Here is a 24,355-nt window from a genome sequence, read left to right as displayed (position 1 = left end):
TCCCTGCGCTTGCTTCTTGCTCCACCACATGTTGCTCACCCGGACTCGAACACAGTTGTTGATGCATCAATGAAAAACGCCGCGATCAACTGATCGCGGCGTCGGACTTCATACGAATGACATTGGCGGCGCTGGCTGAGCCATCGAGCCAGAAGGACAAATCGGCGTATTGCTTGAACAGATCCGGTGGCAGGATGGTGCGCCGCGACTGCAGGGCCACCTTGGGTTTGACCTTGTGCAGGCCAGCCACGCCGAGGGCCTGATCGAATTCCGGGGCGTCATAGGCCAGGTGCTCGAAATCGTGTTCGAACCATGGCTCGCCGATGAACTCGTAGACCAGCCGCAACACCCGTTCCGGGGCCTGGGTCAGCAAGTCATAGTCGATGATCAACAGCGAATCGGCCTGTTCGCCGTAATAGGCTTCCTTGAGCGCCGCCCAGGCGAAACCGACCAGGCGATTGCGCTGGGCCAGGGTTTCACAGCGGCTGTAGACGGTGTTGCGCTCGACGGCATCGCCGAACAGCTTGGTGTTTTCATAGGGATTGGCGCGGTACAACCGCTCGAGACTGTCCATGACCCAGGCGACGTTGCGCACGCAAGCGATCACTTTGGCCTTGGGAAACAGGTCGTTCAGCGCCGGCAGCCGGGAGCTCCATTGCCGGTTGGTGTCGAACACCACCGGTTTGTCAGCCTTGTCGGCGTAGAAGGACTCAAACAGTCCGCGCAGTAAACGGCGGCGCATCTGAGTGTCGATGACCGCGCCGAATTCGCTGCCGGCGCTGCATTGTTCGAGGACGCTGGAGAAGAGGGAGCCGACCGGGCTGGTCATGCCGGCGTGAAAGCGCGGGTTCTGCAAAAGAATCGCAGAAAGCAGGGTCGAGCCTGAGCGCGGCAAGCCGGAGATAAAGTGGAACTGCTGCAATCCCTTCACCGTAATCAAAAGTCCTTTTGTCCGACAAAGCGTAGTTCAACAAAAACCCTTCGACTAGTAGTGTTTTGATATCAATTCAGAGCAAGAATGACTAAGCAGCCAGTTTTTAATCGCGAATAAAAAGGTGAAACGATTTACTTCGCCCAAGGCTTATTCGGCCGCCGATTTCGTCACGAACAGTCGCGCTTGAACCCCGCCGGCGTGCACCTCGCCACTGGCTTGCCAAGCCTTGGGCAGCGATGGGAACTCGCCCGGATCACCGAAGGTTCCGACCAGCCAGACCCGGTCCTTGCCGGGCAACTCGGCAAGGCTGTCGAGGTAGACGTCGGCGGTCACCAGCGTGCCAAATCCGTACTCGTTCGGCCGCGTCGAATGGCCGTCCGCCGTGGGTGGCGTGTAGAGGCGCACTTGAGCGCCGGTGCGGTCGTAATAGACGTAACTCAGGTACCAGAGCATGTCACTGGTGACAATGCGGTCACCGGGCTGGAAATGCTGATTGACGTAATTCACCACATGGTCGAGCTGATCATTGCTGTCGACCGTGGCGTTGTTGTTCACGCCCACCATTTCCACCGCGATCAACGACACCAGCACCGCCAGCGCGAGCACCCGCACGCGGCTGTACAAACGGTCAATGGCCAGCGCCGCCAGCAGCGGCAGGCCCAGCGCATAAGCGGTCAGATAGCGCTCGATGAACACTGGCGTGATCCACGACACGGCAAACACCAGCACCAGCGGCAGTCCGGTGTAGAGCGCCAGCAGCACACTGCCACGGGACACGCTGCGATCACGCACCACCGCCACCGCCGCCAGCACCAGAAGCGCCAATGGCAGTGCCAGAAAAACCGGCAACGGCAGCTGCTCGCCGTCGTCCTGAATCAGCCATGACCAGACCATCGATGGCAGTGACGACAGCGTGACCGGGTCTTCCCAGCCGACATCACCACCGACTTTCAGTTGCTCCATGTGCTGCATCAGATCGAGCAGATTGGGCAGCCACGGCAGGTACAACGCGACGATCGCCAGATTCGCCAGCCACCAACTGGCACGCTGGATATGCCGGAACCGATAACCGTGCTGTACACGGATCACCCCCAGATAAAGCCAGTGGCACAGCGCCGCCAGCACGGCGAAGTAGTGGGTGTAGAACGCGGCGCTCATCAACAGCGCATAAAACACCAGATAGCGGTGGCGCTGCGGGCGGCGGATCCAGTAGACCAGCGCCAGCGTAGCCGCGATCAACAGCAACCCGAGCAGCGAATACATGCGCACTTCCTGGCTGTAGCGCACCGCCGTCGGCAACAACGCCAGCAGCACGCCGGCGATGATTGCCGCGCGGCGCGTGGCCAGTCGATCCACCAGCCACACGCCGAGGCCGACCGCTGCAATACCGGCCAACGCGCTGAGACAGCGCAGCGCAAAAATGCCGTCGCCGAACAGTTCGATCCAACCATGCAGCAACATGAAATACAGCGGCGGATGCACATCGAACGCCGCGTGCTGCCAGATCCCGGCCAGCGAGTAACGCGCCAGCAGCAGGCTGGAGCCCTCGTCGCCCCAGATCGCCGCCGCCGTCAGGTCGTAAAAACGCACCGCCGCCGCCAGCAGCATGATCGGCAGCAACCAGAGTTCCCTGCCCCAGCGGATCAAAGGCAAGCTGCCAAACCCTGACCCCGGTGTCGCGTGCGGGTCCTGTGTGTCGCCTACCGGTGTGACTCTGTTTACCACCATCGTTGCCTCTTCGCCGCGCCGCAAGACCACGCACCCATGAGTCGAAACCTGCCCGTCACTGTAGGTCAGCCACGGGACCACCGTCGATGCCGGTTTGCGCTTTCACGACATCCGGCAACCTTGCCAATCCGCGTCTACGCTCTGGCGTGGCGAGACCTGGCCATGGCAGGTGAAGGCATCGGCACTGCCCGAATCCACGATTGGCCCGCCGACCACCAATCAAAAGGATGAGGATCTTATGGACGTTTACATGGGCACTGTTCTGACGTTTGCCTTCAACTACGCGCCCAGTGGATGGGCGCAGTGCAACGGACAGTTGATGAACCTTTCGCAATACCAGGCGTTGTTTGCACTGCTGGGCACCACCTATGGCGGTAATGGTGTCCAGACCTTCGGACTCCCCAACCTGCAAAGCCGAATGCCGATCTGCCAGGGCAACGGCCCGGGCCTGACGCCGCGGGTGATGGGTGAAATCTCCGGCGCCGAACAAGTCACCGCGACCCTCAACAATCTGCCGAACCACACCCACACACTGGCGGGCCTCACCGCCAATACCACCGTGCAACTGGCCAATCCGGCGAGCAACCCGGTGGGCACGCCGACGGCGACCAATTCATACATGGGCGCTTCGGGCACCGGCCCGGGGCTGGCCAATATCTACTCCGACGCGCAAGGCGCCTCCGCCATTCCCCTCAAAGGCGCATCGACTACCATCAGCGGCACGATCAGCCCCACCGGCAATGGCTTGCCGATGGCGATCATGAACCCGTATCTGGTGCTCAACTTCAGCATCGCCCTGCAGGGCATTTTTCCTTCGCGCAACTGACCGATCGCCGGGGGAGCCTTCTCCCCCGGCCTCCCAACTGCTGGAGCGAGACCATGCTGCAAACGGTTAAAAGCGAACATTTCGAGGCGCTGCTGGGCCGTGTCGGCACCCTGCAATTGCCCGATGGCAGTGCGCTGCAAATCCACATCGGGGAACTCGAAGAAAACCCGCTGGCGAAAATGCGCTACAGCGAGCGCATGCCGTTCTGCGTCCAATTGAACAGTCTGGAACCGACTGAATTTGTCGACGGCTTGTGTGCCCTGGAGCTACCGGAACTGGGGCGGGTCGAAGGTATCTTCGTCTCACGGGTGCCACCGATGGGCCGGGACCCGGCGCTGGCTTACTTTCACGTCACCTTTAACTGACTCGTTTGCGTACGGGTTACTGGGGATACCAGACCAGACGTTCGGCGGCGGGATTGCTTTCTTCTATGGCAAAACCCAACGCCAGATAATGTCGGCGCGCGTGGGGATTGTTGGTCCAGACCACCGTCGCCACCGGGCAGCGAAGCTGTTGCGCGGCTTTCTGCACACCTTGCAGCACGGCGCGGCCAAAACCCTGGCCGCGCGCCTGCGGGATAAAGGCCAGATACAGCACGCGAATCTCGTTGGCGCCGAAATCGGTACTCAGCGCGCCGATGGCCGTGCCGAGTTTTTCCACCACGTAGTGCATGGCATTCGGGTAGTTGTCGCCCATACCCTGCTCCTGCACCTGAAACTGCTGGGCGACCACTTGTTGCACCCGCTCCTGCTCGCCGTCGATCCATTGCAGATCCGGCCGCGCCGTCTGATACAGGCTTTGCAGAAACGGCCCGTCGGTTGCCCGCGAAGGCCGCACCACCAATCCCTCAGCTGCCACTGCTGCGTTATCCGTCATCGCCACTCTCCGTTAGAAACCGCTTTCCCTGACCCCCAGCGCCGCCATCCGCCGCCACGCGACGCCCAACAATGACTCGCCGCTGCCCTGTAAAACCACCACACCGCGCAACGGTTGCAGCGGTGTCGCTGCTGTATCGAGCGCACTCAATCGCACGCCGTATTGCGCCTGCACGGGTTCCGCGCGTTGCTGTTGATCGCGGCGCACGGCAATCGGCCCGTGGTGATCGGAGGTCAATGCCTCCTGATCGACGTAAGCCACGCCGTTGGTGTCGATTTCATTCAGTTGCACGGCGAGCGCGGAGTGCATCGGGTCATCAGCGATGAAGCGGCCACTGGCGCCGGGCTTGACCCGCCACAACTCGGCTTCGGCCAGATAGCCGCGCAGGCGTGCGCCATCCTCGACGACCCGGGCCAATGCGTCCTTGGTCGACAGCCAGCGGCCAACCGTGAGGTTCGGCAGTAAATCCCGCACGCTGCCGGCATGCGGTGCGCGTAGCAGCAAGCGCTCGCGCTGGGCCGTCAGGCCTCGATACTCGGCGACGGCTTCGGCCAGCCGTTGCTCGACGATGCCGGCATCGGCGGCGGTTTCACTGCGACCGGCCTGACGCCGCATCAGCAACTGCTGGATCTGGATCTCGCGGCGGACAATTGCCAGTCGCGACTCAAGGTCCGGCGATTCAAGTTCGATCAGTACATCGCCCTGCGCGACTTTTGCACCGTCCTGCACTTTCACCGCTTTGACCCGCGCCGCGGTCGGCGCATGCAAGGCGCTGGCGCGCCCGGCCTCAAGCATCGTCGGCAATTCCACCGAGCTGCGCCACGGCACGATCAGCACCAGCAACAGCGCGAGTACCGCCAGACTGCTGAGCAACACCTGCGGACCATGCGCCTGCTCGCGGCGGGTCCACCACTGGCGCCACTCACGCATGATCGGCAAAAAGATGAACCACACCAGTTCCACCAGCATCAGGAAAATCCCCAACACCTTAAAGAACAGGTGATAGACCGCCAGCGCGATCCCGAAAAACAACGCCGCACGCCACAACCACGAGCCATACCCCCAGATCAGCAAACGCCGTTGCATCTTCGGCGACCAAGGCTCCGGCGCGGGTGCGCCATAGCCGAACAAGAACTCGCGCAAGCGCCAGCGACACAAGGCAAACGCGCGGCCCTGAAGGTTGTCGACTTCCCAGAAATCACTGATCAGAAAATAACCGTCAAAGCGCATGAACGGATTGAGATTGACCACCAGCGTGGTGATCCATGTTGCGCTGGCGAGCATGAACGCCGCCGTACGCCCCGGGCCATCGGGCATCAGCGACCATACCAGCAAGGCGACACACGCCAGCAGCAGCTCGGCCAGCACGCCGCCCGCCCCGATCAGCAACCGGGCGCGACGATCATTGACCCGCCAGGCATCACTGACATCGGTGTAGAACATCGGCAGCAGCACCATGAACGCCACGCCCATACTCTGCACCCGGCAACCGGCGCGTTTGGCCATAAACGCATGACCAAACTCGTGACACAGCTTGGCAAAGAACAACGCCACGCCGAACGCCAGGGCGCCGCCGAGGCTGAACAGGTGCGGGAAGGTGCCAACAAACCGTTGCCAGTCCCGCGAGACCAGAAACACCCCCAGCGCCAACGTTGCCGGCAAACCGTAGCGCAGCAGGCGCGGACCGAAGCGTTCCAGCCACGGCCAGGCGCGATTGAGAAACGCGTCCGGGCGCCATAGTGGAATGCGGAAAAACAGATATTGATGCAGCAGGATTTGCCACAGGCTCTGTTTCTGCGCCAAGGCCTTGAGCCGATAACTGGCGCGTTGCTGATCATCCATGGCGCTGATCAAATCGTGACCGCGCAGAAACTCCAGCAACTGCTCAAGCTCGCCGTCCGCAAGCGGCAGACCCGGTTCGCGATTGGCAGCGCGCAAGACTTGTTCGGCATCGCCCAGCGACCAGTGACGCAACAGGCGCATCGCTGCCGCACCGAGTTTGAAATAGCGACCCCGCACCGGATCGGCCAGCGTCCAGCGCGGCGAGCCGTCCAATGCCGGCGCTGCGGGCGACAATTGCAGGTCGGCACGCAGGCTCGGCAGATGCATTTACAGGCCCACGCTCTGGCGCAGGCCGGCCAGTGGCCGACGCAGCAGGTACAACGCCAACGGTGCGCGATCGCCGAAGATTTTCGCGGTACCGCGCAGGCCGATGCGCGGTGGGGCATCGGCGAAATTGGCGTCCAAGCGGTACGCAAGTTGCCCGCCGGCGGTCGGTTGCGCCTCGTAGGCCGAGCGCTCCAGCGTGGCGAGGTGGCGCTTCAGCGGATCACTGTCGAGAAACAGCGAGACTTCGGCGCCAGGGTCCAGCGCGATCGCATCGCCCACCGCCAGTTCGATGCGCAGTTCAGCCTGGTTCGGATCGGCGATTTCCATCAACCGCTCGCCGGTCTGCACCGGTTTGCCGGTCAAGCGCTCGGCATCGGCAAACACTGCGATGCCGTCGCGTTCGGCACGCACTTCACTGCGCTTGAGCAACTCGCGGGCGTAGTCGCGTTCGGCGCGTTTCTGCTCGGCGCGGGCGGCGAGCAAATCGACCCGCGAGCTCGATTCGGCATCGGCAAACGAGCGCTGGGAATTGGATTTCAGTTCCGCCTCGGCCACGCCCAATGCGCGTTCAGCGACATCGGCCTGGGCCCTGAGCGTGGTGTTTTCAAACCGCAGCAAGACGTCGCCGGTTTTTACCGTCTGATTGGGTTTGACCAGAAATTCGGCGATCACCCCGTCCAGCGGCGCTGCCACCACGCGCCCGCCCAGCGGCACCACTTCGGCCGGCGCCAGCACCGATTGGCGCACCGGGATCAGCAGTCCGAGCAATACGACGGCGACCAGCGCCACCTGCCGTTTGCGTGTCCAGCGCAGTCGCCACGGTTTGCGTGGTTGCAGCGCCAGCCAGGCATGGCTGTAGGTATCGCCCAATTGCGATAACAGCACTTGTTCGGAGGGATTCCACGGCACATCGCGGGCCAGCCATAAACCGCCGAAGACCTGACCGTCGCGATCAATCAACGGCAGCCAGAACACCTGCGCGGCAGACAGGCTGCGCCAATCGGTCTGGATCGAGTCGCTGACCATTTCTGGCGTAATCACCCGTGCCTGTTTCAACACGTCCTGCTTGAACAGCTGTGCCACGGCTTGCTCGACAAACGCCACGAACGGCGCATTCGGCTCTACTGCACTGACGCCCGTCACCGCTTGCACCTTGCCGGCGATCAACAGCGCCGCATGGCGAAAACCGAACAGCGACTGGCCGTCATTGACCAGGCTGTAGGCCAGTTGCGAAGCATCACGGGCGGCGCGGGTCTGGCGTTCGAGGTCGAGAAACCGCGCGAACACCTGCTCGGCGGTGCCGCTCACCGGCGCGTTCACTTAAGCTCCGGGAAACGCGCCGTGCCGCTCATGCCGGCCAGCAAGCCTTTGGCTTCGGGAAGTGTTGCGACTAGCAACAGTGTCTGACTGCCCTCATCGATTCGCGCGCCCAGGCGTTTAACCGTAGCATCGATCGGCTGGCCGGTTTCATCAGGGACGAAGCTGAAGATCTGGCCGGGCTTGAGCCGAGCCATCCAGCGCGACGGCACCAGCAGATGAATTTCCAGGGTGCGGTTATCGACGACATCGAGCAGCGGCGCGCCGGCCGGTACGCTTTCGTAGCGCTGAACCTTGCGCTCCACCACTTGCCCATCGAACGGCGCGATCACGCTGCAGCGTTTGACCTGCACCTGATAAACCTGAGATTGCGCCTGGGTCTCGCTGACCTTGGCCTCGGCCCGCGCCACTTCGAAGCGGCCAACAGAATTGAGCGCGGCCAGTTGCTTGTTGTGCGCCAGCTCTTCACCGGCACCACGATTGGCGGCCTGCGCGGCATTGAGCTGGGCCTGATAGGCCGAGCAATCGAATCGCGCCAGGGTGTCGCCCTTCTTGAACGACTCGCCCTCGCTGAACGGCAACTCGACAATCCGCCCCGACAACTCACTGGCCAGCGTCGCCTGATCGCGAGCGCGCAACACACCCCGGGCCTCACTGCTCGCGGCAACTGCGCCAGTCGCTGCGCTATCCAGCAGCGGATCGTCTGGCCCGGGCGTTTGCGCCTGAACTGTGCACGTTAAGAAGGTCAATCCGATAACCCAACCACGACAACGCGACATAACCGCTACTCCCTGACGGATGTGCGGAGTCTACGACAGCGGGGGTTAGCGTCAAGCGAAAGGCCATCACTCCATGGAAATGTAATGTTTCAAAAGAGAGGGCTGCTCCATAGTTGTTTAAAAAAGGTAGGCAAACCTCCGACTTCCTACATGAGTTGAGGACACTACCAATTGCTCATTACGAAAATGGTGATAGACAAGCTACCTACGAGAATAAACGCAGGCCAAATGTACCTTTCTCTGCAACAACCTCTAATACAGAAGCCCTTAAATGGCTTGACCCCGGTTGGTATTAGCAACCAAAACTGGCGAGCCGGTGCTGGAGGTAAACCAGCGGAGTGAGCCTGCAATTATTTGGTGGTTGACCTGCATGACGCGCTCAATCTAGGATTGCCTTACTCAACCCCGTACGTAGCGATTCAGTTCGCTGGCAGTTGGGGATGAAAAAACCGGCCTAGGCCGGTTTTTTCGTTTCTGAGGATTTTTTGTGCGTACCGCATTTTTCGTTGATGGCTACAACCTGTTTTACGGCTTGCTCGCTGGTACACCCTATAAATGGCTGAACCTGCACAGCCTGCTGACGCACATAGCCTTCATCGAAAACCCTCAAAGCTCAATCGTATCGATTGACTATTTCACTTCTCCAATCAAACCCCAGTTGGCAACCCGTGGCCGCGTTTCCAAAGAGGCTCAGGATGCATACGTGAGGGCTTTGCGTGCCAGCAAGGTCGCCGTGCATTTCGGAAGACATCAATTAGAGCCAGCCAAAGCGCCAAGGTTTGTAGATAAAAACACCCATGCGTCACGTCAGGACAAAGTCGATATCTGGAAGCTGGAAGAAAAAGAAACCGATGTTCATATAGCAATCAGCATGTATCGCACTGCGAGCCGACAAACAATGCTCGAATGTGCCGAGAGTATTGATCAGATCATTCTGGTTTCCAGTGATACCGATATGACCCCTGCACTGAAGGCGCTTCGAACAGATTTTCCCGCCCTGATCATTGGAGTGATCCTTCCTTATCGGACGGGTTCTGTTCGCCCTCCTCCAGGTTCTTTGAAAGATAACTCGCACTGGTTGAGACGCGTTATTTCCAATGAAGAACTGCGACTTCATCAATTTCCAAACCGTGTGGCTACGCACAAAAAACCAGTGATCAAACCGGATTCTTGGTAACCATTTTATCGATTGGATAAACAGACTCCCAACCCCCACCCAACGCCCGGTACAAGCCAACCATCGCCAGCGAAACCCCGGTCGAACTCTCCACCCACTGTTCCTGCGTCGCCAGCAACGCGCCTTGCACGGTGAGGACGTTGACGAAATCGACCACGCCTTCGACGTATTGCTGTTGCGCGGTGCGCAGGGCGATCTGGTTCTGGCGTACGGCTTCGGCGAGGCTGCCTGCGCGGCGCTGGCTGGCGTTGTAGGCGGTCAGTTGATCGTCGATTTCATGCCAGGCGCGCAGCACGGTTTGCTGGTAGCCGATGGCGGCTTCCTGTTGCTGGGCTTCACGCAGTTGCAGCATGCCGCGCAGGCGGCCGCCGTCGAACAGCGGCAAGCTGAATTGCGGGCCGATGCCGAAAGCACGCGCCCCCCACGAGCCGAAATCACTGAGTTGCATGGCTTGCGAACTGAGGTTGCCGGACAGGGTGATGCGCGGATAGAAATCCCCCTTGGCCACGCCGATGTTGGCGGTCGCCGCGTGCAGGCGCGCCTCAGCCTGGCGGATGTCCGGACGCCGTTCCGCCAGTTGCGACGGCAGGCCGATAGCAACTTGCAGCGGCGACTGCGGCACTGCGGCGTCTGTGGATAACTGTTTGGCCAAGGCCTGCGGTGGCTCGCCCATCAACAGGCTGATCGCGTTGATCAGCTGTGCTTGCCGTTGTTCCAGCGCAGGCAATCGCGACTCGATGGCGGCGACTTGCGCGGCGGCTTCGGCGACGTCGAGATCGGTCGCCACGCCGTCGTTCAGACGCAATTGCGAGAGTTTCAGGCTGTGCCGCGCCACGTCGAGGTTTTGCTCGGTGACGGCGCGGGTGTTCTGCACGCCACGCAACTGAATGTAGTTTTGCGCGGTGTCGGCAAGCACTGCCAGCAGCACACCGCGACGGTCGTTTTCGGCGACTTCGAGGTTAGCGTCGGCGGCTTCGGTTTCGCGGCGCACACGGCCCCAGAAATCCAGCTCCCAGGACGCAGAGAAACCGCCGTCCCACAGGTTGAACGCGGAATCGCCATTGTGCCCGGAGGGGTCGTTCAGGCCTTTGCCGCTGTTGCGTTCGCGGGCGTAGCTGCCGGTAGCGGCGGTGCTCGGGTAGCGGTCGGCGCTGATCACCTGGCGTGCAGCGCGACTTTGTTGCAAGCGGCTGCTGGCCAGTTGCAGGTCGAGGTTGCTGCGCACGGCGCGTTGAGTCAGGGCCGAAAGTTGCGGGTCGTTGAAGACTTCCCACCAGCGTTCATTCAGGGGTTCGCTGACGGCTTGGCTTGGGGCGGATTTGCTCGGTTTGGGCCAGTCGGCTATTTGTGTGGCTTCGGGTTTCTGGAAGTCGGGGCCGACGGTACAGGCGGTGAGGCTTGCCATGAGCAAGGCACTCAAGGTGAGTGGCTGCAAATGGCCTAATCGCTGGCAAGCCAGCTCCCACAGGGATTGCGCAGGTTGACCGAATTGTTTCGTCCCAACGGTGGACCTTGTGGGAGCTGGCTTGCCAGCGATGGCGTCAGTCGATTCAACACTGTTCATCGCTGAGTCACCTCACGCACCGACGTCGCCGAACTGCGGGTATCGATACTCGCCTCCACCGACATCCCCACCCGCAAACGCTCGGCCAGCGGCTGACCCGGCGTCAGCACAATCTTCACCGGAATCCGCTGCACCACCTTGGTGAAGTTGCCGGTGGCGTTATCCGGCTTCACCGCCGCAAAGGTCACTCCAGTCGCCGGAGCAATACTTTCGACGCGACCGTTCAGGGCCTCGCCGCCGAGGCTGTCGACGCGCACTTGCACTTGCTGCCCTGGCTGCACGTCCGTCAGTTGGGTTTCCTGAAAATTGCCGACCACGTAGGCCTGCTTCAATGGCACCACCGCCAGCAGCTTGCTGCCCGGCGTCACATACGCACCGACCCGCACCGCACGCTCGCCGACCATACCGTCCTGCGGCGCAGTGATGCGCGTGTAAGAGAGTTCGAAACTGGCGATTTCCAGCGCGGCCTGGGCGTGTTTCAACGTGCCTTCAGCGGCATCACGCTGGGCAGTGAGAATGTCGACCTGCTTGCGCTCGGCCGCCAGTTTCGCCGTGGCCGTGTCGAGACGTGCCGTGGCCTGATCGATACGCGTGCGCGCCTGTTGCGCGTTCTGCACGGTACCGGCACCCACGCCGGCGAGATGGTTGTAGCGGTTCAGCTCCTGTTGGGCGAAGGCCATTTCGGCCTTGGCCGACACCACCGAAGCCTGCGCCTGCGCGATCACCGAGGTCTGGCGCTCCAGCGTCGCCTTGGCATTTTGCAGTTGTGCCCTCGCGACCAGCGTTTGTGCATCGGCGGCTTCAGCGGCGGCACGTAGATCTCGATCATCGATCAGCGCCAGCAACTGCCCGGCCTTCACTTGCTGGTTATCCTCCACCAGCACTTCCTTGATGAATCCGGCCACACGCGGCACCACCAAAGTGAAATCAGCGGAAACGAACGCATCATTGGTGTTTTGCTGAGTACGTTTGCCAAACAGGCCCGGCACTGCCAGATACAGCAGCACACCTACCGCCAGTGCAGCCGCCACGGCGACCGCGAGTTTTTGCTTTGCTTGAGTTGTCATAAAAACCTTCATTGTTCAGTACCGCAATCAGGTCGGCGCGCGCGGCGGAAAGATCCGCGTCGGCAGCCAGAAAATCAGCAGGATCAGCGCCACTGCGACGCCAGCCATGCACAGATAAAGATCGGAAGAAGTCAGCACCACGGCCTGTTCATGCAGGCGATGGGCAAGGCCCGGATCGCTGTGATCGGCCAGTGGCGAGTTGCCGAGGCTGTCGACCAACATGGTCGAGTGAAAATGCAGACGGGCCGTGGTCAGCGCCTCGATCACCCCGGTTGCCACCACCGCCGCGAGGCCTTTCACGCTGTTGAACCACGCCGAGGCGAACGGTCCATCCATTGGCTGGATGCTGCCGGTCGAGAGCATCAACAGCGGTAGCACCGACATCGGCTGGCCGAAGATCTGCAGCCATTGCAGAACGTAGAAATTGTCGCGAATCCACTCCGAGGTCAGCAGCGACCCACCGAGGCAGGACAGCGTCAGCATGCTCAAACCGATCCCCAGCACCCAGCGACAATCGACCCAACGCAGGTTGCACAGCGCCGCCACCAGCGGCAGCGCGATCAACTGCGGCAGCGCCGCAATCAGCATGATCGGCGCGGTCTGCACCGGGCGATAACCCTGTACTTGCGCCAGATAGCTCGACGGAATCAACACCACCGCCTGCAACACCACCAACACCCCGGCCAGAGTCATCAGCGCGAACGACAGGTTGCGGATACCGAGCATCTGCAACTTGAAAAAAGGAATCGGCTGCGACCATTCGTTGATCAGAAACGCCACCAGCAGCAGCGATCCCGAACCGAGCAGCGCGCAGATCAGGTTCGACTCGAACCAGTCCAGCCGATTGCCTTGCAACAGGCCGATCACCAGCATGCAGATCGCCGGAAACCCCAGCAGCAGGCCTTTCCAGTTGAACGCCTTGAGGCGCTCAAGGCGCAGCGGATCCTGCGGGATGCCGTAAGCGACCATGACCATGGCGATCAGACACGGCACGATGATTTGCCAGAACGTCCATTGCCAACCGACATATTCGGTCCACAACCCGGCCAGCGGCGTGCCCAGCCCCGGACCAAAGGTTGCGGTGAGCGCGTAACCGGCCAGGCCATAGAGTTTGAAGTTGGGCGGCAGAAAGCGCAGGGCGACGGTCATCAGCATCGGCGGCAACGCACCACCGGCCAGGCCTTGCAGAATGCGCATCAGCAGCAGGCTTTCGTAGTTCGGGGCGAACGGACAGAGCACGCCGAGCAGCGTGAACAGGCTGATCGCGCAGAGGGTGAAACGGCGCAACGAGAACGTCACCGAACACCACGGCGCAAACGCCATGGCCGCCACCGAGGTGGCGGTGTAACTGGCGACCAGCCAGGTGCCTTCGTCGTAGCCGATGTTCAGCGCGCCGCGAATATCGGCCAGGGCGACCTTGGTCACCATCTCGTTGAGGCCCGACACCAGCACCGCCAGCAGCACGCCAACCAGCCCGATAATGATCCGCGCCCCGAACGCCGGTGGCGTAGCCGCCGTGGCCGGGCTGGCCGCGGCGATGGGCGCCGTGACCGTCAGGGATGTCATGAAATAACTACTCCGGGGGAAAATACCGGAGCATCTTAGTCGGGCTTTGTACTGACGAAAATTGACTTATTGGCAGCTTATAAGTGCGTTTGGCGCAGCAATTACGATCCCTGTGGGAGCGGGCTTGCCCGCGATGGCGGTTGAACAGCCTCTGCAGATGTTTCGGCTGCCGGCCTCATCGCGGGCAAGCCCGCTCCCACAGGGTTTCGTGGCGCTCACAACTACCTAAGGTTGGGCGGCCAGCCAGGTTTCGTCGCAGCAAGTCTTCAGGGTTTCGCGCAGCCAGCGGTGCGCCGGGTCCTTGTCGAAGCGCGGGTGCCAGGCCTGGGTCAGCATCATGGTCGGCAACGGGATCGGCAGGTTGAACGAGCGCAGCTTCAATCCCAACCGTCGCACGCTGAGTAGCGCTTCCTTGGGTACCGGCAAAATCAGGTCGGAGTCGGGCAAGGCAAACATCGCCGCGTGAAAACTCGGCGCGATCACCGCCACCCGCCGCTCCAGGCCCAAGGCATTCAGCGCGGTATCAATCGGGCCGCGGGCAATACCCCGCCGCGACATGCTGATATGGGAAAACCCGGCATAGCGCTCGGCGGTGATTTCGCCGTCGAGCAGCGGATGATCTTCACGCACCAGACCGACGAAATGCGTGGAAAACAGGTTCTGCACTTTGACTTCTGGAGTAACTGGGCGGGTGTTGCTGACACTCAGATCGATACGCCCTTCGCGTAGCGCTTCGTCGTCACCGTCGCCCTCCGGGACGAAGCGCAATTCGCAGTGCGGGGCCTGCTGGTCGAGGGTGTCGAACAGCTTGCCGCCATACACGCCGATAAAAAAGTCGTTGGCGCGGATGCTGAAACGGCGGCGCAAAGTGCTCAGATCGACGTCGTCCGCCGAGCGAAACAGCAGCGCCGCCTGCTCGACCACATCGCGCACCTGTTCACGCAGCTCCAGGGCCTTGGGCGTTGGCACCAGCCCCCGGCCGGCGCGCACCAGAATCGGATCGCCGATGGCTTCGCGGATGCGCGTCAGGGTGCGGCTCATCGCCGCCGGACTGAGGTTCATCCGCCGTGCAGCGCCGACAACGCTGCCCTCGTCGAGCAGGGCGTCGAGGGCGACCAGAAGGTTCATGTCCGGGAGTTGCATGCTGAGCACTCGTGGCTGATCTGGATTGATCTGCACGCAATGCTAGCAAACATCCTTCAAACTCTGCGTTGGGTTATCGGACGCCATCGCTGGCAAGCCAGCTCCCACAGGGATTGCAGGTGTTTACACAGTTTATGTTCACCTTGAAAACTGTGGGAGCTGGCTTTACAGCGATGAGGCCAGTTCAGGCACTACATGGCTCAGCGCTGCATGCCCCAGCGCTTCACCGTGACCCGCTCCAGCGTGTCGAACACCAGATTCTCCACCAGCAAGCCGATCAGGATCACCACGGCCAGCCCGGCAAACACCTTGTCGGTGTACAGCTCATTGCGGTTCTGGAAGATGTACCAACCCAAACCGCCCTTGCCGCTGGTTGCACCGAACACCAACTCAGCCGCGATCAACGTACGCCAGGCAAACGCCCAGCCGATTTTCAGCCCGGCGAGAATCGACGGCAAAGCCGCCGGAATCAGGATGAACAGCACAAAACGCATGCCCTTCAGCCCGTAGTTGCGCCCGGCCATGCGCAGGGTTTCCGACACGCCGAGAAACCCGGCGTAGGTGTTCAGCGCCAGCGCCCACAGCACCGAATGCACCAGCACGAAAATCAGACTGTTCTGCCCCAACCCAAACCACAGCAGAGCCAGCGGCAGCAAGGCAATCGCCGGCAGCGGATTGAACATCGAAGTCAGCGTGCTCAGCAGATCCCGTCCAAACTGAGTCGACACCGCCAGGGTGGTCAGGGCAAACGCCAGCACGATACCGATCAGATAGCCCTTGAGCAGCACCACCAAGGATATCCACACCTTGCCCAGCAACTCGCCGCTGAGCAGACCGTCGTACAGCGCATGGCTGGTCTGCACAAAGCTTGGCAGCAGCAAATCGTTGTTCTGCACCCGGGCGACGATTTCCCAAATGACCGCGAGCAAAATCAGAATCAGGCTTTTGCGCAGCCAGCCCTGTTGCCACAGCCGCTGGCTCAGCGGTAATTCGCGCTCGACCGGCACGCTGGTCAGCGGCTCGAGCACGGTTTCGAATTCTTCACGTACAGATGATGAATGGCTCATCGGGCTATCCTCCAGGCCGCTCAATAAGCGATGCGAATGTCGTTGAAGTCGTGGTCCAGTTCGGTTTCCGGCGACTGCCCTTCATCGAACAACAGCCGATGAATGCGCCGCGCCGACTCTTGAAACGCTACACCGCCAAGACTTTGCAGGTTGTATTGATGGCTGTGCACTTCGGCCCTCACCCGCCCCGGATGCGGCGACAACAGCAGGATGCGATTGCCGATCACCAGCGCCTCCTCAATCGAGTGGGTGACGAACAGCAAGGTGAAGCGCACTTCTTCCCAGAGCAGCAGCAACTCCTCCTGCATCTTGCGCCGGGTCAGCGCATCCAGTGCGGCGAACGGCTCGTCCATCAGGAGGATTTTCGGCTGCATCGCCAACGCCCGGGCAATCGCCACCCGCGCCTTCATGCCGCCGGACAAGGTATGCGGATAAGCATCGGCGAACGCCGCCAGACCGACCTTTTCCAGATAGTGCAGCGCGCGTTCTTCGGCCTCTTTTTTCTTCAGGGTTTTTGAGGCCAGCAGCGGGAACATCACGTTCTGTTTGACGGTTTTCCACGGTGGCAGTTGATCGAATTCCTGAAACACCACAATCCGGTCCGGCCCCGGCGCGTCGACGCGCTGGCCTTGCAGACGGATCTCGCCGTCGCAGGGCTGGATGAACCCGGCGACGGCTTTGAGCAAAGTGGATTTACCGCAGCCGGACGGGCCGAGCAGCACGAAGCGATCCTGCTGATCGACTTCAAAACTGACCTGGTGAGTCGCCCGCACCACCCGTTGCGGCGTGCGGTATTCGAGACTGACTTGATCGACCGCCAGCAACGCTTGCGTGCTGGCGACCGGGTTGCTGACCGCGTGGCCTGGCAAAGGGGCGTTCATGTCGGTCAGCTCCCTTGCAGCGGTTTGGCGTCCTGGAAGAAGTAGTCCTTCCACGATTCAGGTTTGTTCTTGATCGCGCCGACGCGGTAGAGGAATTCGGCCAGCGGATAGGTATTTTTCGGCGTGACGCTGAATTCGAACTGCGGGTTGTCGATGATTTTCAGCAGCTCGGCACGATCGATCTTGGCTTTGGTCACGCGGATGTACGTGTCCGCCGCCGCGCCTTTATCGTTCTGCGCAAATTCCGCCGCTTCGGTCAGGGCCTCGACGAAGGCCTTGTAGGTCTTCGGGTTGTCGTTGCGGAATTTCTCGGTGGCGAACAGCACGGTTGGCGAGTTCGGGCCGAGCACGTCGTAGGAGTTGAGCACCACATGCACATTCGGGTTCTGCAGTGCCTGATCCTGGAACGGCGGATTGGAGAAATGTCCGGTCAGCTCGGTACCGCCGGCGATTAGCGCCGCCGTCGCGTCCGGGTGCGGAACGGCGATGGTGTACTTGTCGAGGCGATTGAATTCCTTGTCGCCCCATTGCTTGGCCGCCGCGTATTGCAGGAAGCGCGACTGCACCGACACCCCCACCGCCGGCACAGCAATGCGATCCTTCTCGGTGAAATCGGCGATGGTTTTGACCTTGGGATTGTTACTCACCAGGTAGTAAGGGAAGTTGCCCAGCGAGGCCACGGCTTTGACGTTCTGCTTGCCATGGGTGCGATCCCAGATAGTCAGCAACGGGCCGACACCGGCGCCGGCAATGTCAATCGAGCCGGAGAGCAGCGCGTCGTTGACCGCCGCGCCGCCCGAGAGCTGCGTCCAGTCGACCTTGATGTCGAGGCCTTCCTGCTTGCCGTACTTCTCGATCAGGCCCTGATCACGCACCACGTTGAGCAATAAATAGACAATGCCGAACTGTTCGGCGATACGGATTTCACCTTCGGCGTGGGCCACGGTCGGCGCCACCAGGCTGCCGGCGATCAGACTGAAACCGAGGCCAATGGCGGCGGCCAGCGGTGCAAATGGAAGACGTTTGGACATGATCGAATCTCCGGCAAATCAGAAAGGCGCGTCGCCCTGAATGGTCGTGCGATACAGCTTGCGGCGCAGGTGCGCGGGGCAGCCGGCGGCGAGGTGGATCAGCGAACGGTTGTCCCAGAACACCATGTCGTGGGGCTGCCACTGATGGCGGTAGATGTTTTGCGGCAGCACGCTGTGGGCGTAGAGCTCGGCGAGCAGTTGTTGGCTTTCGTCTGCCGGCAGGCCGACGATGCGCGTGGTGAAGCCTTCACTGACGAACAAAGCCTTGCGGCCGTTTTCCGGGTGGGTACGGACGATCGGGTGCACCACTTCGGCGACCTGGGCCAATTGCTCCGGAGTCAGGGTCGGGCGCCAGTTGCCTTCGAATTTGGTTTCGCTGTAACGCGCGGTGTAGGAATGCGCGGCCGAGCGCCCTTCAACGGCTTTGCGCAGCGCTTCAGGCAGGTTGTCCCAAGCTTTGTGCATGTCGGCGAACAAGGTGTCGCCACCCTCCGAGGGCAGCTCCTGCGCGTGGAGCATCGAGCCGAGGCTTGGCAGCTCTTTATAGGAGAGGTCGGAGTGCCAGAACTTGCCGGCATCGCCGAGGCCAATGTTCTGGCCGTTCTCGACGATGTTGGAAACGATGAGGATTTCCGGGTGGTTGGCCAGCAGGAACTGCTTGAGCACGTGGATCTGCAACACGCCGAAGCGGCGGCTGAAATCGATCTGCTGTTGCGGGGTGATGCGTTGGTCACGGAACACCACAACGTGATGATCCAGGTGCGCACGATGGATCCGGGCGAAATCCTCATCGTTGACCGGACGGGTCAAATCGAGGCCGACGATTTCGGCACCGACGGCACCGCTGAACGGACGAATTTCAAAGGTTTGCGGCGCGGCGGTCGCGGCGCTTGGGGTGGCAGTAGCTGCGGACATCTTTCAATCTCCCACGCACGGCACGCTCAAGGGCGCGCTCGTCGATCAGACACTCACGCGGATTGCGTGTTGGTTCAGGTCGTGCGGCGCGCCGATTGGTCGGCAGGTACGCAGGGGAGTGACTTTATAGCTATAAGAATTGGAAATTAAATACCGTTAACGAATAACGATATGGCGAATAATGAGGAATGGACTGGATGGTGAGTGACGGTTTTTGTCACTTACTGACAGGGATGTGTTGTTTCGGCTCACGCTATCGCGAGCAGGCTCACTCCTACAATAACCGCATTTCTCCAGATGGAATGCGATCCCTGTAGGAGTGAGCCTGCTCGCGATGAGGCCAGCGAATCCGCTATAAAATCAACGCTCGTGCAGTGCTTCAGCCCGCGCGCGGATAATCGGTTTGAGCAGATAACTCAACACCGACTTCTTGCCAGTGATGATATCCACCGACGCGACCATGCCCGGAATGATCAGCAACGGCTTCTCATCGGTGCCCAAGTGGCTGCGCTCGGTGCGCACCTTGATCATGTAGTAGGTGGTTTTCTTGTCTTCGTCGGTGATGGTGTCAGCGCCGATCTGCTCCAGTTGGGCCTTCAGCCCGCCGTAAATGGTGTAGTCATAGGCAGTGAATTTGACGATGGCTTCCTGCCCCGGATGCAGGAACGCGATGTCTTGCGGACGAATCTTCGCTTCGACGAGCAAGGTGTCATCCAGCGGGACGATTTCCACCATGTCGCTACCCGGCTGGATCACGCCGCCGATGGTGTTGACCAGCAACTTGTTGACGATGCCGCGCACTGGCGAGGTGACCAGCGTACGGCTGACACGGTCTTCCAATGCCTTGCCGGTGGCCTGGGCCTTGTTCAGGTCGGTGCGGGCTTCATTGAGTTGTGTCAGCGCTTCACTGCGGAATTTGCCACGGGTTTCGTCGATCTTGCGCTGCACTTCCTTGATCGCCGATTCGGCGCGGGGAATCGCCAGCGTAGTAGCGTCGAGCTGACCACGGGTTTCCACTTCGGCACGCTTGAGGCGCAGCACCTCCACCGGGGACACCGCGCCCTGCGCCACCAACGGCTCGGACATGTTGATTTCCTGACGTTGCAGGCCGAGTTGCTGGCGGTATTGCGCCTGTTTGGAGGTGAACTCGCGCAGCTCTTGCTGACGCTGGATCAACTGCTCCTGCAAGCCGCCAATCTCGTCGTGCAGTTGCTGGCGGCGGCTGATGTAGAGGGATTCTTCGCTTTTCGCCTGACCCGGCACGGCTTTGAGCACGTCCTCGGGGAACGCCAGCGGACGGTCATCGACCTCGGCGCTCAGCCGCTCGACGCGCAGCAACATCGACAGCCGATCGGCCTCGGTTTCGCCGACGTTGGAAGCGAATCGCGTGTCATCCAGACGAATCAGCGGTGCGCCGGCTTCGACGATCTGACCTTCCTTGACGAACAGTTCGGAAACGATCCCGCCCTCAAGGTTCTGGATTTTCTGGATCTTCGACGAAGGAATCGCCTTGCCATCGCCCTTGGTCACTTCGTCGATCACGGCGAAGTTGGCCCAGAGCAGCAGAAACACGAAGAAGCCGATGATCGCCCAGATCGTCAAGCGCACGACGCGCGGGGCGTCTTCGATCAGCGCTTTGTTGACCTCCGGCAGCGGCTGACCCTGCAAGGATGCAGAGCCTTTGAAGTAGCGACGGATCGAATCCTTGAAACCCGACTTAAGCAACACTGATCTGCCCCTTCTTCAACGCTTCCATCACGGCGGCTTTCGGGCCATCGGCGAGAATTTGTCCACGGTCGATCACCAGCAGGCGATCCACCAGCGACAACAGAGATGCCCGGTGCGTCACCAGCACCACGGTCTTGTTTTCGATCACGGCGGCGAGGCGTTGCTTGAGGCGTTCTTCACCGGTGTTGTCCATGGCGCTGGTCGGCTCGTCCATCAGCAGGATCGGCGGATTGAGCAGCAGCGCCCGGGCCAGTGCGACGTTCTGCCGTTGACCGCCGGAGAGGTTCTGCCCGCGCTCACCCACCTGCAGCTCATAACCTTGCGGGTGCAGACGGGCGAATTCATGGACACCGGCCAGTTCGGCGGCTTGCAGGACCAGCTCGTCTTCTACATAGCGCGCACCGGAGACGAGGTTGTCGCGCAGGGTGCCGGCCAGCAGCTGGATGTCCTGCGGCACGTAACCGATGTTGTAGCGCAGTTCGCTGACGTCGATCTGGCGGATATCCACACCGTCGACCAGCAACGCGCCGTCGTCCGGCTGATATAGGCCGACCAGCAGCTTGGCCAGCGAGCTTTTGCCCGAACCGCTGCGGCCGATGATGCCGATCTTCTCGCCGGGACGGATCACCAGGTTGATGTTCTTCAGCGCCGGATTCTGTTGTTCCGGATAAGTGAAGTTGAGCTGGCGGCATTCGATGGCGCCTTGCAGCACCTTGCGGCTCAGCGGGCGCTCTTCGAAGTTGCGCTCCTGCGGCAGCTCCATCATCTGGTCGACCGAGGTCATGGTCACGCGGGCTTGTTGGTAACGGGTCAGCAGACCGGACAGCGACGCCAGCGGACTCAGTGCACGACCGCTGAGCATGTAGCAGGCAATCAGGCCGCCCATGCTCAAGTGGCCATCGATGATCTGGTACACGCCGAAGACGATCATGATCACCCCGGCCAGTTGCTGGATCAGCAGGGTAATGTTCATCGCCAGACCGGAGAGCATTTTCACCCGCAGTTCGAGGCGGCTGAGGGTGCCGATGGTCTGTTCCCACTGGTATTGGCGTTCGCTTTCGGCGTTGTTGACCTTGACCGCGTCGAGACCGGCGAGGGTTTCGATCAGGCTCGACTGACGCTCGGCACCGAGGGCCATGGTGCGTTCCATGGTGGCCACCAGCGGCTTCTGCAACGCGTAGCCGATCAGCAGCGCAATCGGGAACGCCAGCACCGGAATCCACACCAGATGCCCGCCGAGAATGGCGATGACAATAAAGATGAGGATGGTGAACGGCAGATCAATCAGGCTGGTCAGGGTCAGCGACGCAAGGAAGTCGCGCAGGCTCTGGAACTCATGGATGTTCTGCGCAAAGCTGCCGACCCGCGCCGGGCGGTATTTCATCGCCATGCCGACGATGCGCTCGAACAGCGTCGCCGAGATGATCAGGTCGGTTTTCTTCCCGGCCAGATCCAGGCACAGGCTGCGCAGGCTTTTGAGGATCAGGTCGAAGATGTACGCACCCGTGATGCCCAGGGCGAGTACCCACAGGGTCGCCTCAGCCTGGTTCGGCACCACGCGGTCGTAGACGTTCATCACGAACAGCGGCGCGGCCATGGCGATGATGTTGATCAGGAAACTGGCGGCGATGGCGTCGGCGTACAGCCAGCGCGAACGCTTGAGAGTGTCGCGGAACCACGAGCGTGCACGCGGAATCAGCGTGCCGTGGTTGACGTCGAATTTGTGTTGCGGCTGGGCGAAGAAGACTTTGCCGGTGTAATCGTCGGCCAGCAGTTCGCGGCTGACCACGGACTCGCCACCATCGCTTTCGCTGAGTAGCACCCGCGCTTCGTTTTCACCTTGCCAGCCCAACAGGACGGCACTACGACCGTCCTTGAGCAGCAACAGCGCCGGCATCGCAATCGGCGGAATCTCTTCCAGCTTGCGCTGCAGTACCCGACCTTGCAGGCCGGCGCGAGCCGCCGCGCGGGGCAGCAACTCGACACTCAAACGTTGTTTGGGCAGCGGCAGGCCGGTGGTCAGCATCGCCGCGCTGGCGGGCTTCTGGTGCAGCATGCAAAGGGCGAGCAGACCGTCCAGTAACGGATCGTCGTGCAACGCGCGTGGATCATGACTGAGTTGAACTCGACTGACTTCTGATTCCACGCTCGACACTCTTTGACAGTTGAAAAGGGATAACTCAATTCATCCCAGGCAGCTGGACCTTGGGCTTCACGTCGTTTTGCACAACGGATGCCAACGGTGCGACCACTCCCTGGCTTCTGAGCAACTCGCCCATGGTCGCCTTGATTCGATACTGAGTAAATAACTGAATGTTTTTGATTTCCGCCAGACGCCGCGAAGCGGTGAACAACTCGTTTTCGCTGTCGAGCAAATCGAGCAGGGTTCGCTCGCCGAGGCTGAACTGGCGCTGGTACGCGGTACGCACCGAGGTGCTGTGATCGACGTACTGCTGCGCGATCGGCACTTGCGCGTTGGCGTTGTTCAAGGCGTTCCAGGCCAGGCCCAGTTCTTCGTTCAACTGACGCAGGGCGTTGTTGCGGATGTCCAGCGCCTGGTTCGACAGGTACGACTTGGATTCCAGATCGGCCTTGTTGCTGCCGCCCGAATACAGGTTGAAGCGCATGCGCAGCATGGCCTGCCATTCGTTGTTGTGACCGTTCTGGCCGTCGAGATCGTTATCGGCGGTGCGGCCCAATTCAGCATCGAAACGCGGGTAGAAGGTCGACTTGGCGGTTTCGTACTGCTTTTCGGCAGCGGCGATGTCGGACTCGGCCGAACGCAAGATCGGGCTGTTTTCCAGCATCTGCTGGCGCGCCTCATTGAGGTTGGCCGGCATCATCGCCATGAACGGCGCCGGACGCTCGAGCTGGTCAGGCATCTGGCCAACAGCGCTGAGGAAGTTGGTTTCCGAGTCGGCCAGATTGGTCTGTTCGGTGATCAGATTGTTGCGGGCCTGGGCCATCCGCGCTTCGGCCTGATCGAGGTCGGCACCGCTGCCGACGCCGCGCTGGGTGCGCAACTGGATCTGGTCGTAGATGCGCTGGTGGCTCTTGAGGTTTTCTTCGGCCAGACGCACGAATTCACGGCGGGTCAGCACGTCCAGATACACCTGGGCGACGGTCAGCGCAGTGCGCTCGGAAGTGCCGAGCAGCGAGTAGGCGCGGGAATTAACGGTGGCTTGTTGACGCCCGACCTCGCTGGACGTCGCAAAACCGTCAAAGACCATTTGCGAGAGACGTAAACTTGACTCGCTGCGGTTCAGGGTTTCCCAGTGATTGCCGCCGCCATTGGCGCGGGTGGTCACGCTGTCGGTGCCTTCACGGCCGTAACCGCCGAGCAGATCGACCTTGGGCAGGTATCCACCTTTTGCAGCCTTTAACTGATAATCCGCGGCCAAACGACTGTTGACTCCTGCCTGGATTTCCGGATGGACATTCAAGGCCTGTTGCATGGCTTCTGGTAAGGATTGTGCTTGTGCGAATGAAGCGGCGAGAGCGAAAGGTAGAGCCTTGAACAAATACGAACGCATGGTAACGATTTCCCAGAACTACTTGTCTTGAATCACAGCAAAACGTGGTGCTGCGGCGGATGATGGCAACCGGAATGACCGTATGTCGGAAAGTTCAAAACAGGAACTGGATCA

The 24,355-nt window shown here is 60.9% G+C and carries 20 protein-coding genes; 3 read left to right on the top strand and 17 right to left on the bottom strand.

The genetic code is table 11. The features are described from left to right. Positions 1-85: 85 nt before the first annotated feature. Positions 86-931, bottom strand: a complete 846-nt coding sequence (locus tag ACVVH8_RS00825) for a sulfotransferase family protein (RefSeq protein ID WP_213027176.1) — start codon at positions 929-931, stop codon at positions 86-88. A gap of 150 nt (positions 932-1,081) precedes the next feature. Beyond that, entirely contained in the window at positions 1,082-2,662 is a 1,581-nt protein-coding gene (locus ACVVH8_RS00820) for a glycosyltransferase family 39 protein (RefSeq protein ID WP_475228037.1), read from the bottom strand. A 238-nt stretch (positions 2,663-2,900) separates the two neighbouring features. Between ACVVH8_RS00820 and ACVVH8_RS00815 the strand changes: the two genes are divergently transcribed. Together ACVVH8_RS00815 and ACVVH8_RS00810 are read left to right on the top strand one after the other, a co-directional pair. Beyond that, positions 2,901-3,488, top strand: a complete 588-nt coding sequence (locus tag ACVVH8_RS00815; RefSeq protein WP_103307298.1) for a phage tail protein — start codon at positions 2,901-2,903, stop codon at positions 3,486-3,488. 53 nt (positions 3,489-3,541) lie between these two features. Beyond that, positions 3,542-3,853 carry a DUF6916 family protein gene (locus ACVVH8_RS00810; RefSeq protein ID WP_103307297.1) on the top strand — a complete coding sequence of 104 codons (312 nt, stop codon included), beginning with the start codon at positions 3,542-3,544 and terminating at the stop codon, positions 3,851-3,853. A gap of 16 nt (positions 3,854-3,869) precedes the next feature. Here ACVVH8_RS00810 and ACVVH8_RS00805 read toward each other — a convergent pair whose 3' ends face one another. The 4 genes from ACVVH8_RS00805 to ACVVH8_RS00790 are packed head-to-tail and all read right to left on the bottom strand — an operon-like array spanning position 3,870 to position 8,569. Further along, positions 3,870-4,364 carry a GNAT family N-acetyltransferase gene (locus ACVVH8_RS00805; protein ID WP_475228034.1) on the bottom strand — a complete coding sequence of 165 codons (495 nt, stop codon included), beginning with the start codon at positions 4,362-4,364 and terminating at the stop codon, positions 3,870-3,872. 12 nt (positions 4,365-4,376) lie between these two features. Continuing rightward, positions 4,377-6,473 (bottom strand): site-2 protease family protein, encoded by a 2,097-nt coding sequence (locus ACVVH8_RS00800; RefSeq protein WP_475228032.1) that lies wholly within the window; start codon positions 6,471-6,473, stop codon positions 4,377-4,379. After that, positions 6,474-7,793, bottom strand: a complete 1,320-nt coding sequence (locus ACVVH8_RS00795) for an efflux RND transporter periplasmic adaptor subunit (RefSeq protein WP_475228030.1) — start codon at positions 7,791-7,793, stop codon at positions 6,474-6,476. Then, the gene (locus ACVVH8_RS00790) at positions 7,790-8,569 is read right to left on the bottom strand and encodes an efflux RND transporter periplasmic adaptor subunit (protein ID WP_475228028.1); all 780 of its coding nucleotides are present in this window, start codon (positions 8,567-8,569) and stop codon (positions 7,790-7,792) included. The genes ACVVH8_RS00795 and ACVVH8_RS00790 overlap by 4 nt, the downstream gene beginning before the upstream one ends. A gap of 487 nt (positions 8,570-9,056) precedes the next feature. On the opposite strand from ACVVH8_RS00790, the gene ACVVH8_RS00785 reads away from it, so the two are divergent. Beyond that, a complete protein-coding gene (locus ACVVH8_RS00785; protein ID WP_475228025.1) occupies positions 9,057-9,746 on the top strand; it encodes an NYN domain-containing protein in 690 nt (229 codons plus the stop codon). Here the strand turns inward: ACVVH8_RS00785 and ACVVH8_RS00780 are convergent. The 11 genes from ACVVH8_RS00780 to ACVVH8_RS00730 all read right to left on the bottom strand — a co-directional run bounded on the left by ACVVH8_RS00780 (position 9,727) and on the right by ACVVH8_RS00730 (position 24,241). Further along, positions 9,727-11,310: an efflux transporter outer membrane subunit gene (locus ACVVH8_RS00780; RefSeq protein ID WP_475228024.1), complete on the bottom strand. Its 1,584-nt coding sequence runs from the start codon at positions 11,308-11,310 to the stop codon at positions 9,727-9,729. The genes ACVVH8_RS00785 and ACVVH8_RS00780 overlap by 20 nt on opposite strands. Next, positions 11,307-12,377: an HlyD family secretion protein gene (locus tag ACVVH8_RS00775; protein WP_401299416.1), complete on the bottom strand. Its 1,071-nt coding sequence runs from the start codon at positions 12,375-12,377 to the stop codon at positions 11,307-11,309. The genes ACVVH8_RS00780 and ACVVH8_RS00775 overlap by 4 nt, the downstream gene beginning before the upstream one ends. Before the next feature lie 27 nt (positions 12,378-12,404). Further along, positions 12,405-13,943, bottom strand: a complete 1,539-nt coding sequence (locus ACVVH8_RS00770; RefSeq protein ID WP_475228019.1) for an MFS transporter — start codon at positions 13,941-13,943, stop codon at positions 12,405-12,407. A gap of 225 nt (positions 13,944-14,168) precedes the next feature. Next, the gene (locus tag ACVVH8_RS00765; RefSeq protein WP_103307288.1) at positions 14,169-15,086 is read right to left on the bottom strand and encodes a LysR family transcriptional regulator; all 918 of its coding nucleotides are present in this window, start codon (positions 15,084-15,086) and stop codon (positions 14,169-14,171) included. Positions 15,087-15,286: 200 nt separating this feature from the next. Beyond that, entirely contained in the window at positions 15,287-16,153 is an 867-nt protein-coding gene (locus tag ACVVH8_RS00760; protein ID WP_103307287.1) for an ABC transporter permease, read from the bottom strand. Positions 16,154-16,173: 20 nt separating this feature from the next. Next, positions 16,174-17,034 carry an ABC transporter ATP-binding protein gene (locus tag ACVVH8_RS00755; protein ID WP_475228016.1) on the bottom strand — a complete coding sequence of 287 codons (861 nt, stop codon included), beginning with the start codon at positions 17,032-17,034 and terminating at the stop codon, positions 16,174-16,176. Between the two features lie 5 nt (positions 17,035-17,039). Beyond that, positions 17,040-18,065, bottom strand: coding sequence for an ABC transporter substrate-binding protein (locus tag ACVVH8_RS00750; protein WP_475228014.1), 1,026 nt, complete (start codon positions 18,063-18,065; stop codon positions 17,040-17,042). A gap of 18 nt (positions 18,066-18,083) precedes the next feature. Beyond that, complete coding sequence (locus ACVVH8_RS00745; protein ID WP_475228012.1) at positions 18,084-18,980, bottom strand: TauD/TfdA dioxygenase family protein; 897 nt, start codon at positions 18,978-18,980, stop codon at positions 18,084-18,086. Between the two features lie 360 nt (positions 18,981-19,340). After that, positions 19,341-20,708: an HlyD family type I secretion periplasmic adaptor subunit gene (locus ACVVH8_RS00740; RefSeq protein WP_213027164.1), complete on the bottom strand. Its 1,368-nt coding sequence runs from the start codon at positions 20,706-20,708 to the stop codon at positions 19,341-19,343. Beyond that, positions 20,698-22,854 carry a type I secretion system permease/ATPase gene (locus tag ACVVH8_RS00735; RefSeq protein WP_475228009.1) on the bottom strand — a complete coding sequence of 719 codons (2,157 nt, stop codon included), beginning with the start codon at positions 22,852-22,854 and terminating at the stop codon, positions 20,698-20,700. The genes ACVVH8_RS00740 and ACVVH8_RS00735 overlap by 11 nt, the downstream gene beginning before the upstream one ends. 34 nt (positions 22,855-22,888) lie before the next feature. Continuing rightward, positions 22,889-24,241 (bottom strand): TolC family outer membrane protein, encoded by a 1,353-nt coding sequence (locus ACVVH8_RS00730; RefSeq protein ID WP_475228007.1) that lies wholly within the window; start codon positions 24,239-24,241, stop codon positions 22,889-22,891. Positions 24,242-24,355: the final 114 nt, after the last annotated feature.

The sequence above is a fragment of the Pseudomonas trutticola BRTCR10 genome, from assembly GCF_056155105.1.
Note: the sequence above shows the minus strand (reverse complement) of the source record. Positions and strands in the feature narration are given on the sequence as shown.

Bases quoted from the DNA above. Each gene is read 5' to 3' on its own strand.
- ACVVH8_RS00755 (WP_475228016.1), bottom strand. From the start codon at position 17,034: ATGAACGCCCCTTTGCCAGGCCACGCGGTCAGCAACCCGGTCGCCAGC.
- ACVVH8_RS00765 (WP_103307288.1), bottom strand. From the start codon at position 15,086: ATGCAACTCCCGGACATGAACCTTCTGGTCGCCCTCGACGCCCTGCTC.
- ACVVH8_RS00820 (WP_475228037.1), bottom strand. From the start codon at position 2,662: ATGGTGGTAAACAGAGTCACACCGGTAGGCGACACACAGGACCCGCAC.
- ACVVH8_RS00730 (WP_475228007.1), bottom strand. From the start codon at position 24,241: ATGCGTTCGTATTTGTTCAAGGCTCTACCTTTCGCTCTCGCCGCTTCA.
- ACVVH8_RS00780 (WP_475228024.1), bottom strand. From the start codon at position 11,310: ATGAACAGTGTTGAATCGACTGACGCCATCGCTGGCAAGCCAGCTCCC.
- ACVVH8_RS00800 (WP_475228032.1), bottom strand. From the start codon at position 6,473: ATGCATCTGCCGAGCCTGCGTGCCGACCTGCAATTGTCGCCCGCAGCG.
- ACVVH8_RS00790 (WP_475228028.1), bottom strand. From the start codon at position 8,569: ATGTCGCGTTGTCGTGGTTGGGTTATCGGATTGACCTTCTTAACGTGC.
- ACVVH8_RS00750 (WP_475228014.1), bottom strand. From the start codon at position 18,065: ATGTCCAAACGTCTTCCATTTGCACCGCTGGCCGCCGCCATTGGCCTC.
- ACVVH8_RS00815 (WP_103307298.1), top strand. From the start codon at position 2,901: ATGGACGTTTACATGGGCACTGTTCTGACGTTTGCCTTCAACTACGCG.
- ACVVH8_RS00745 (WP_475228012.1), bottom strand. From the start codon at position 18,980: ATGTCCGCAGCTACTGCCACCCCAAGCGCCGCGACCGCCGCGCCGCAA.
- ACVVH8_RS00775 (WP_401299416.1), bottom strand. From the start codon at position 12,377: ATGACAACTCAAGCAAAGCAAAAACTCGCGGTCGCCGTGGCGGCTGCA.
- ACVVH8_RS00770 (WP_475228019.1), bottom strand. From the start codon at position 13,943: ATGACATCCCTGACGGTCACGGCGCCCATCGCCGCGGCCAGCCCGGCC.
- ACVVH8_RS00810 (WP_103307297.1), top strand. From the start codon at position 3,542: ATGCTGCAAACGGTTAAAAGCGAACATTTCGAGGCGCTGCTGGGCCGT.
- ACVVH8_RS00805 (WP_475228034.1), bottom strand. From the start codon at position 4,364: ATGACGGATAACGCAGCAGTGGCAGCTGAGGGATTGGTGGTGCGGCCT.
- ACVVH8_RS00760 (WP_103307287.1), bottom strand. From the start codon at position 16,153: ATGAGCCATTCATCATCTGTACGTGAAGAATTCGAAACCGTGCTCGAG.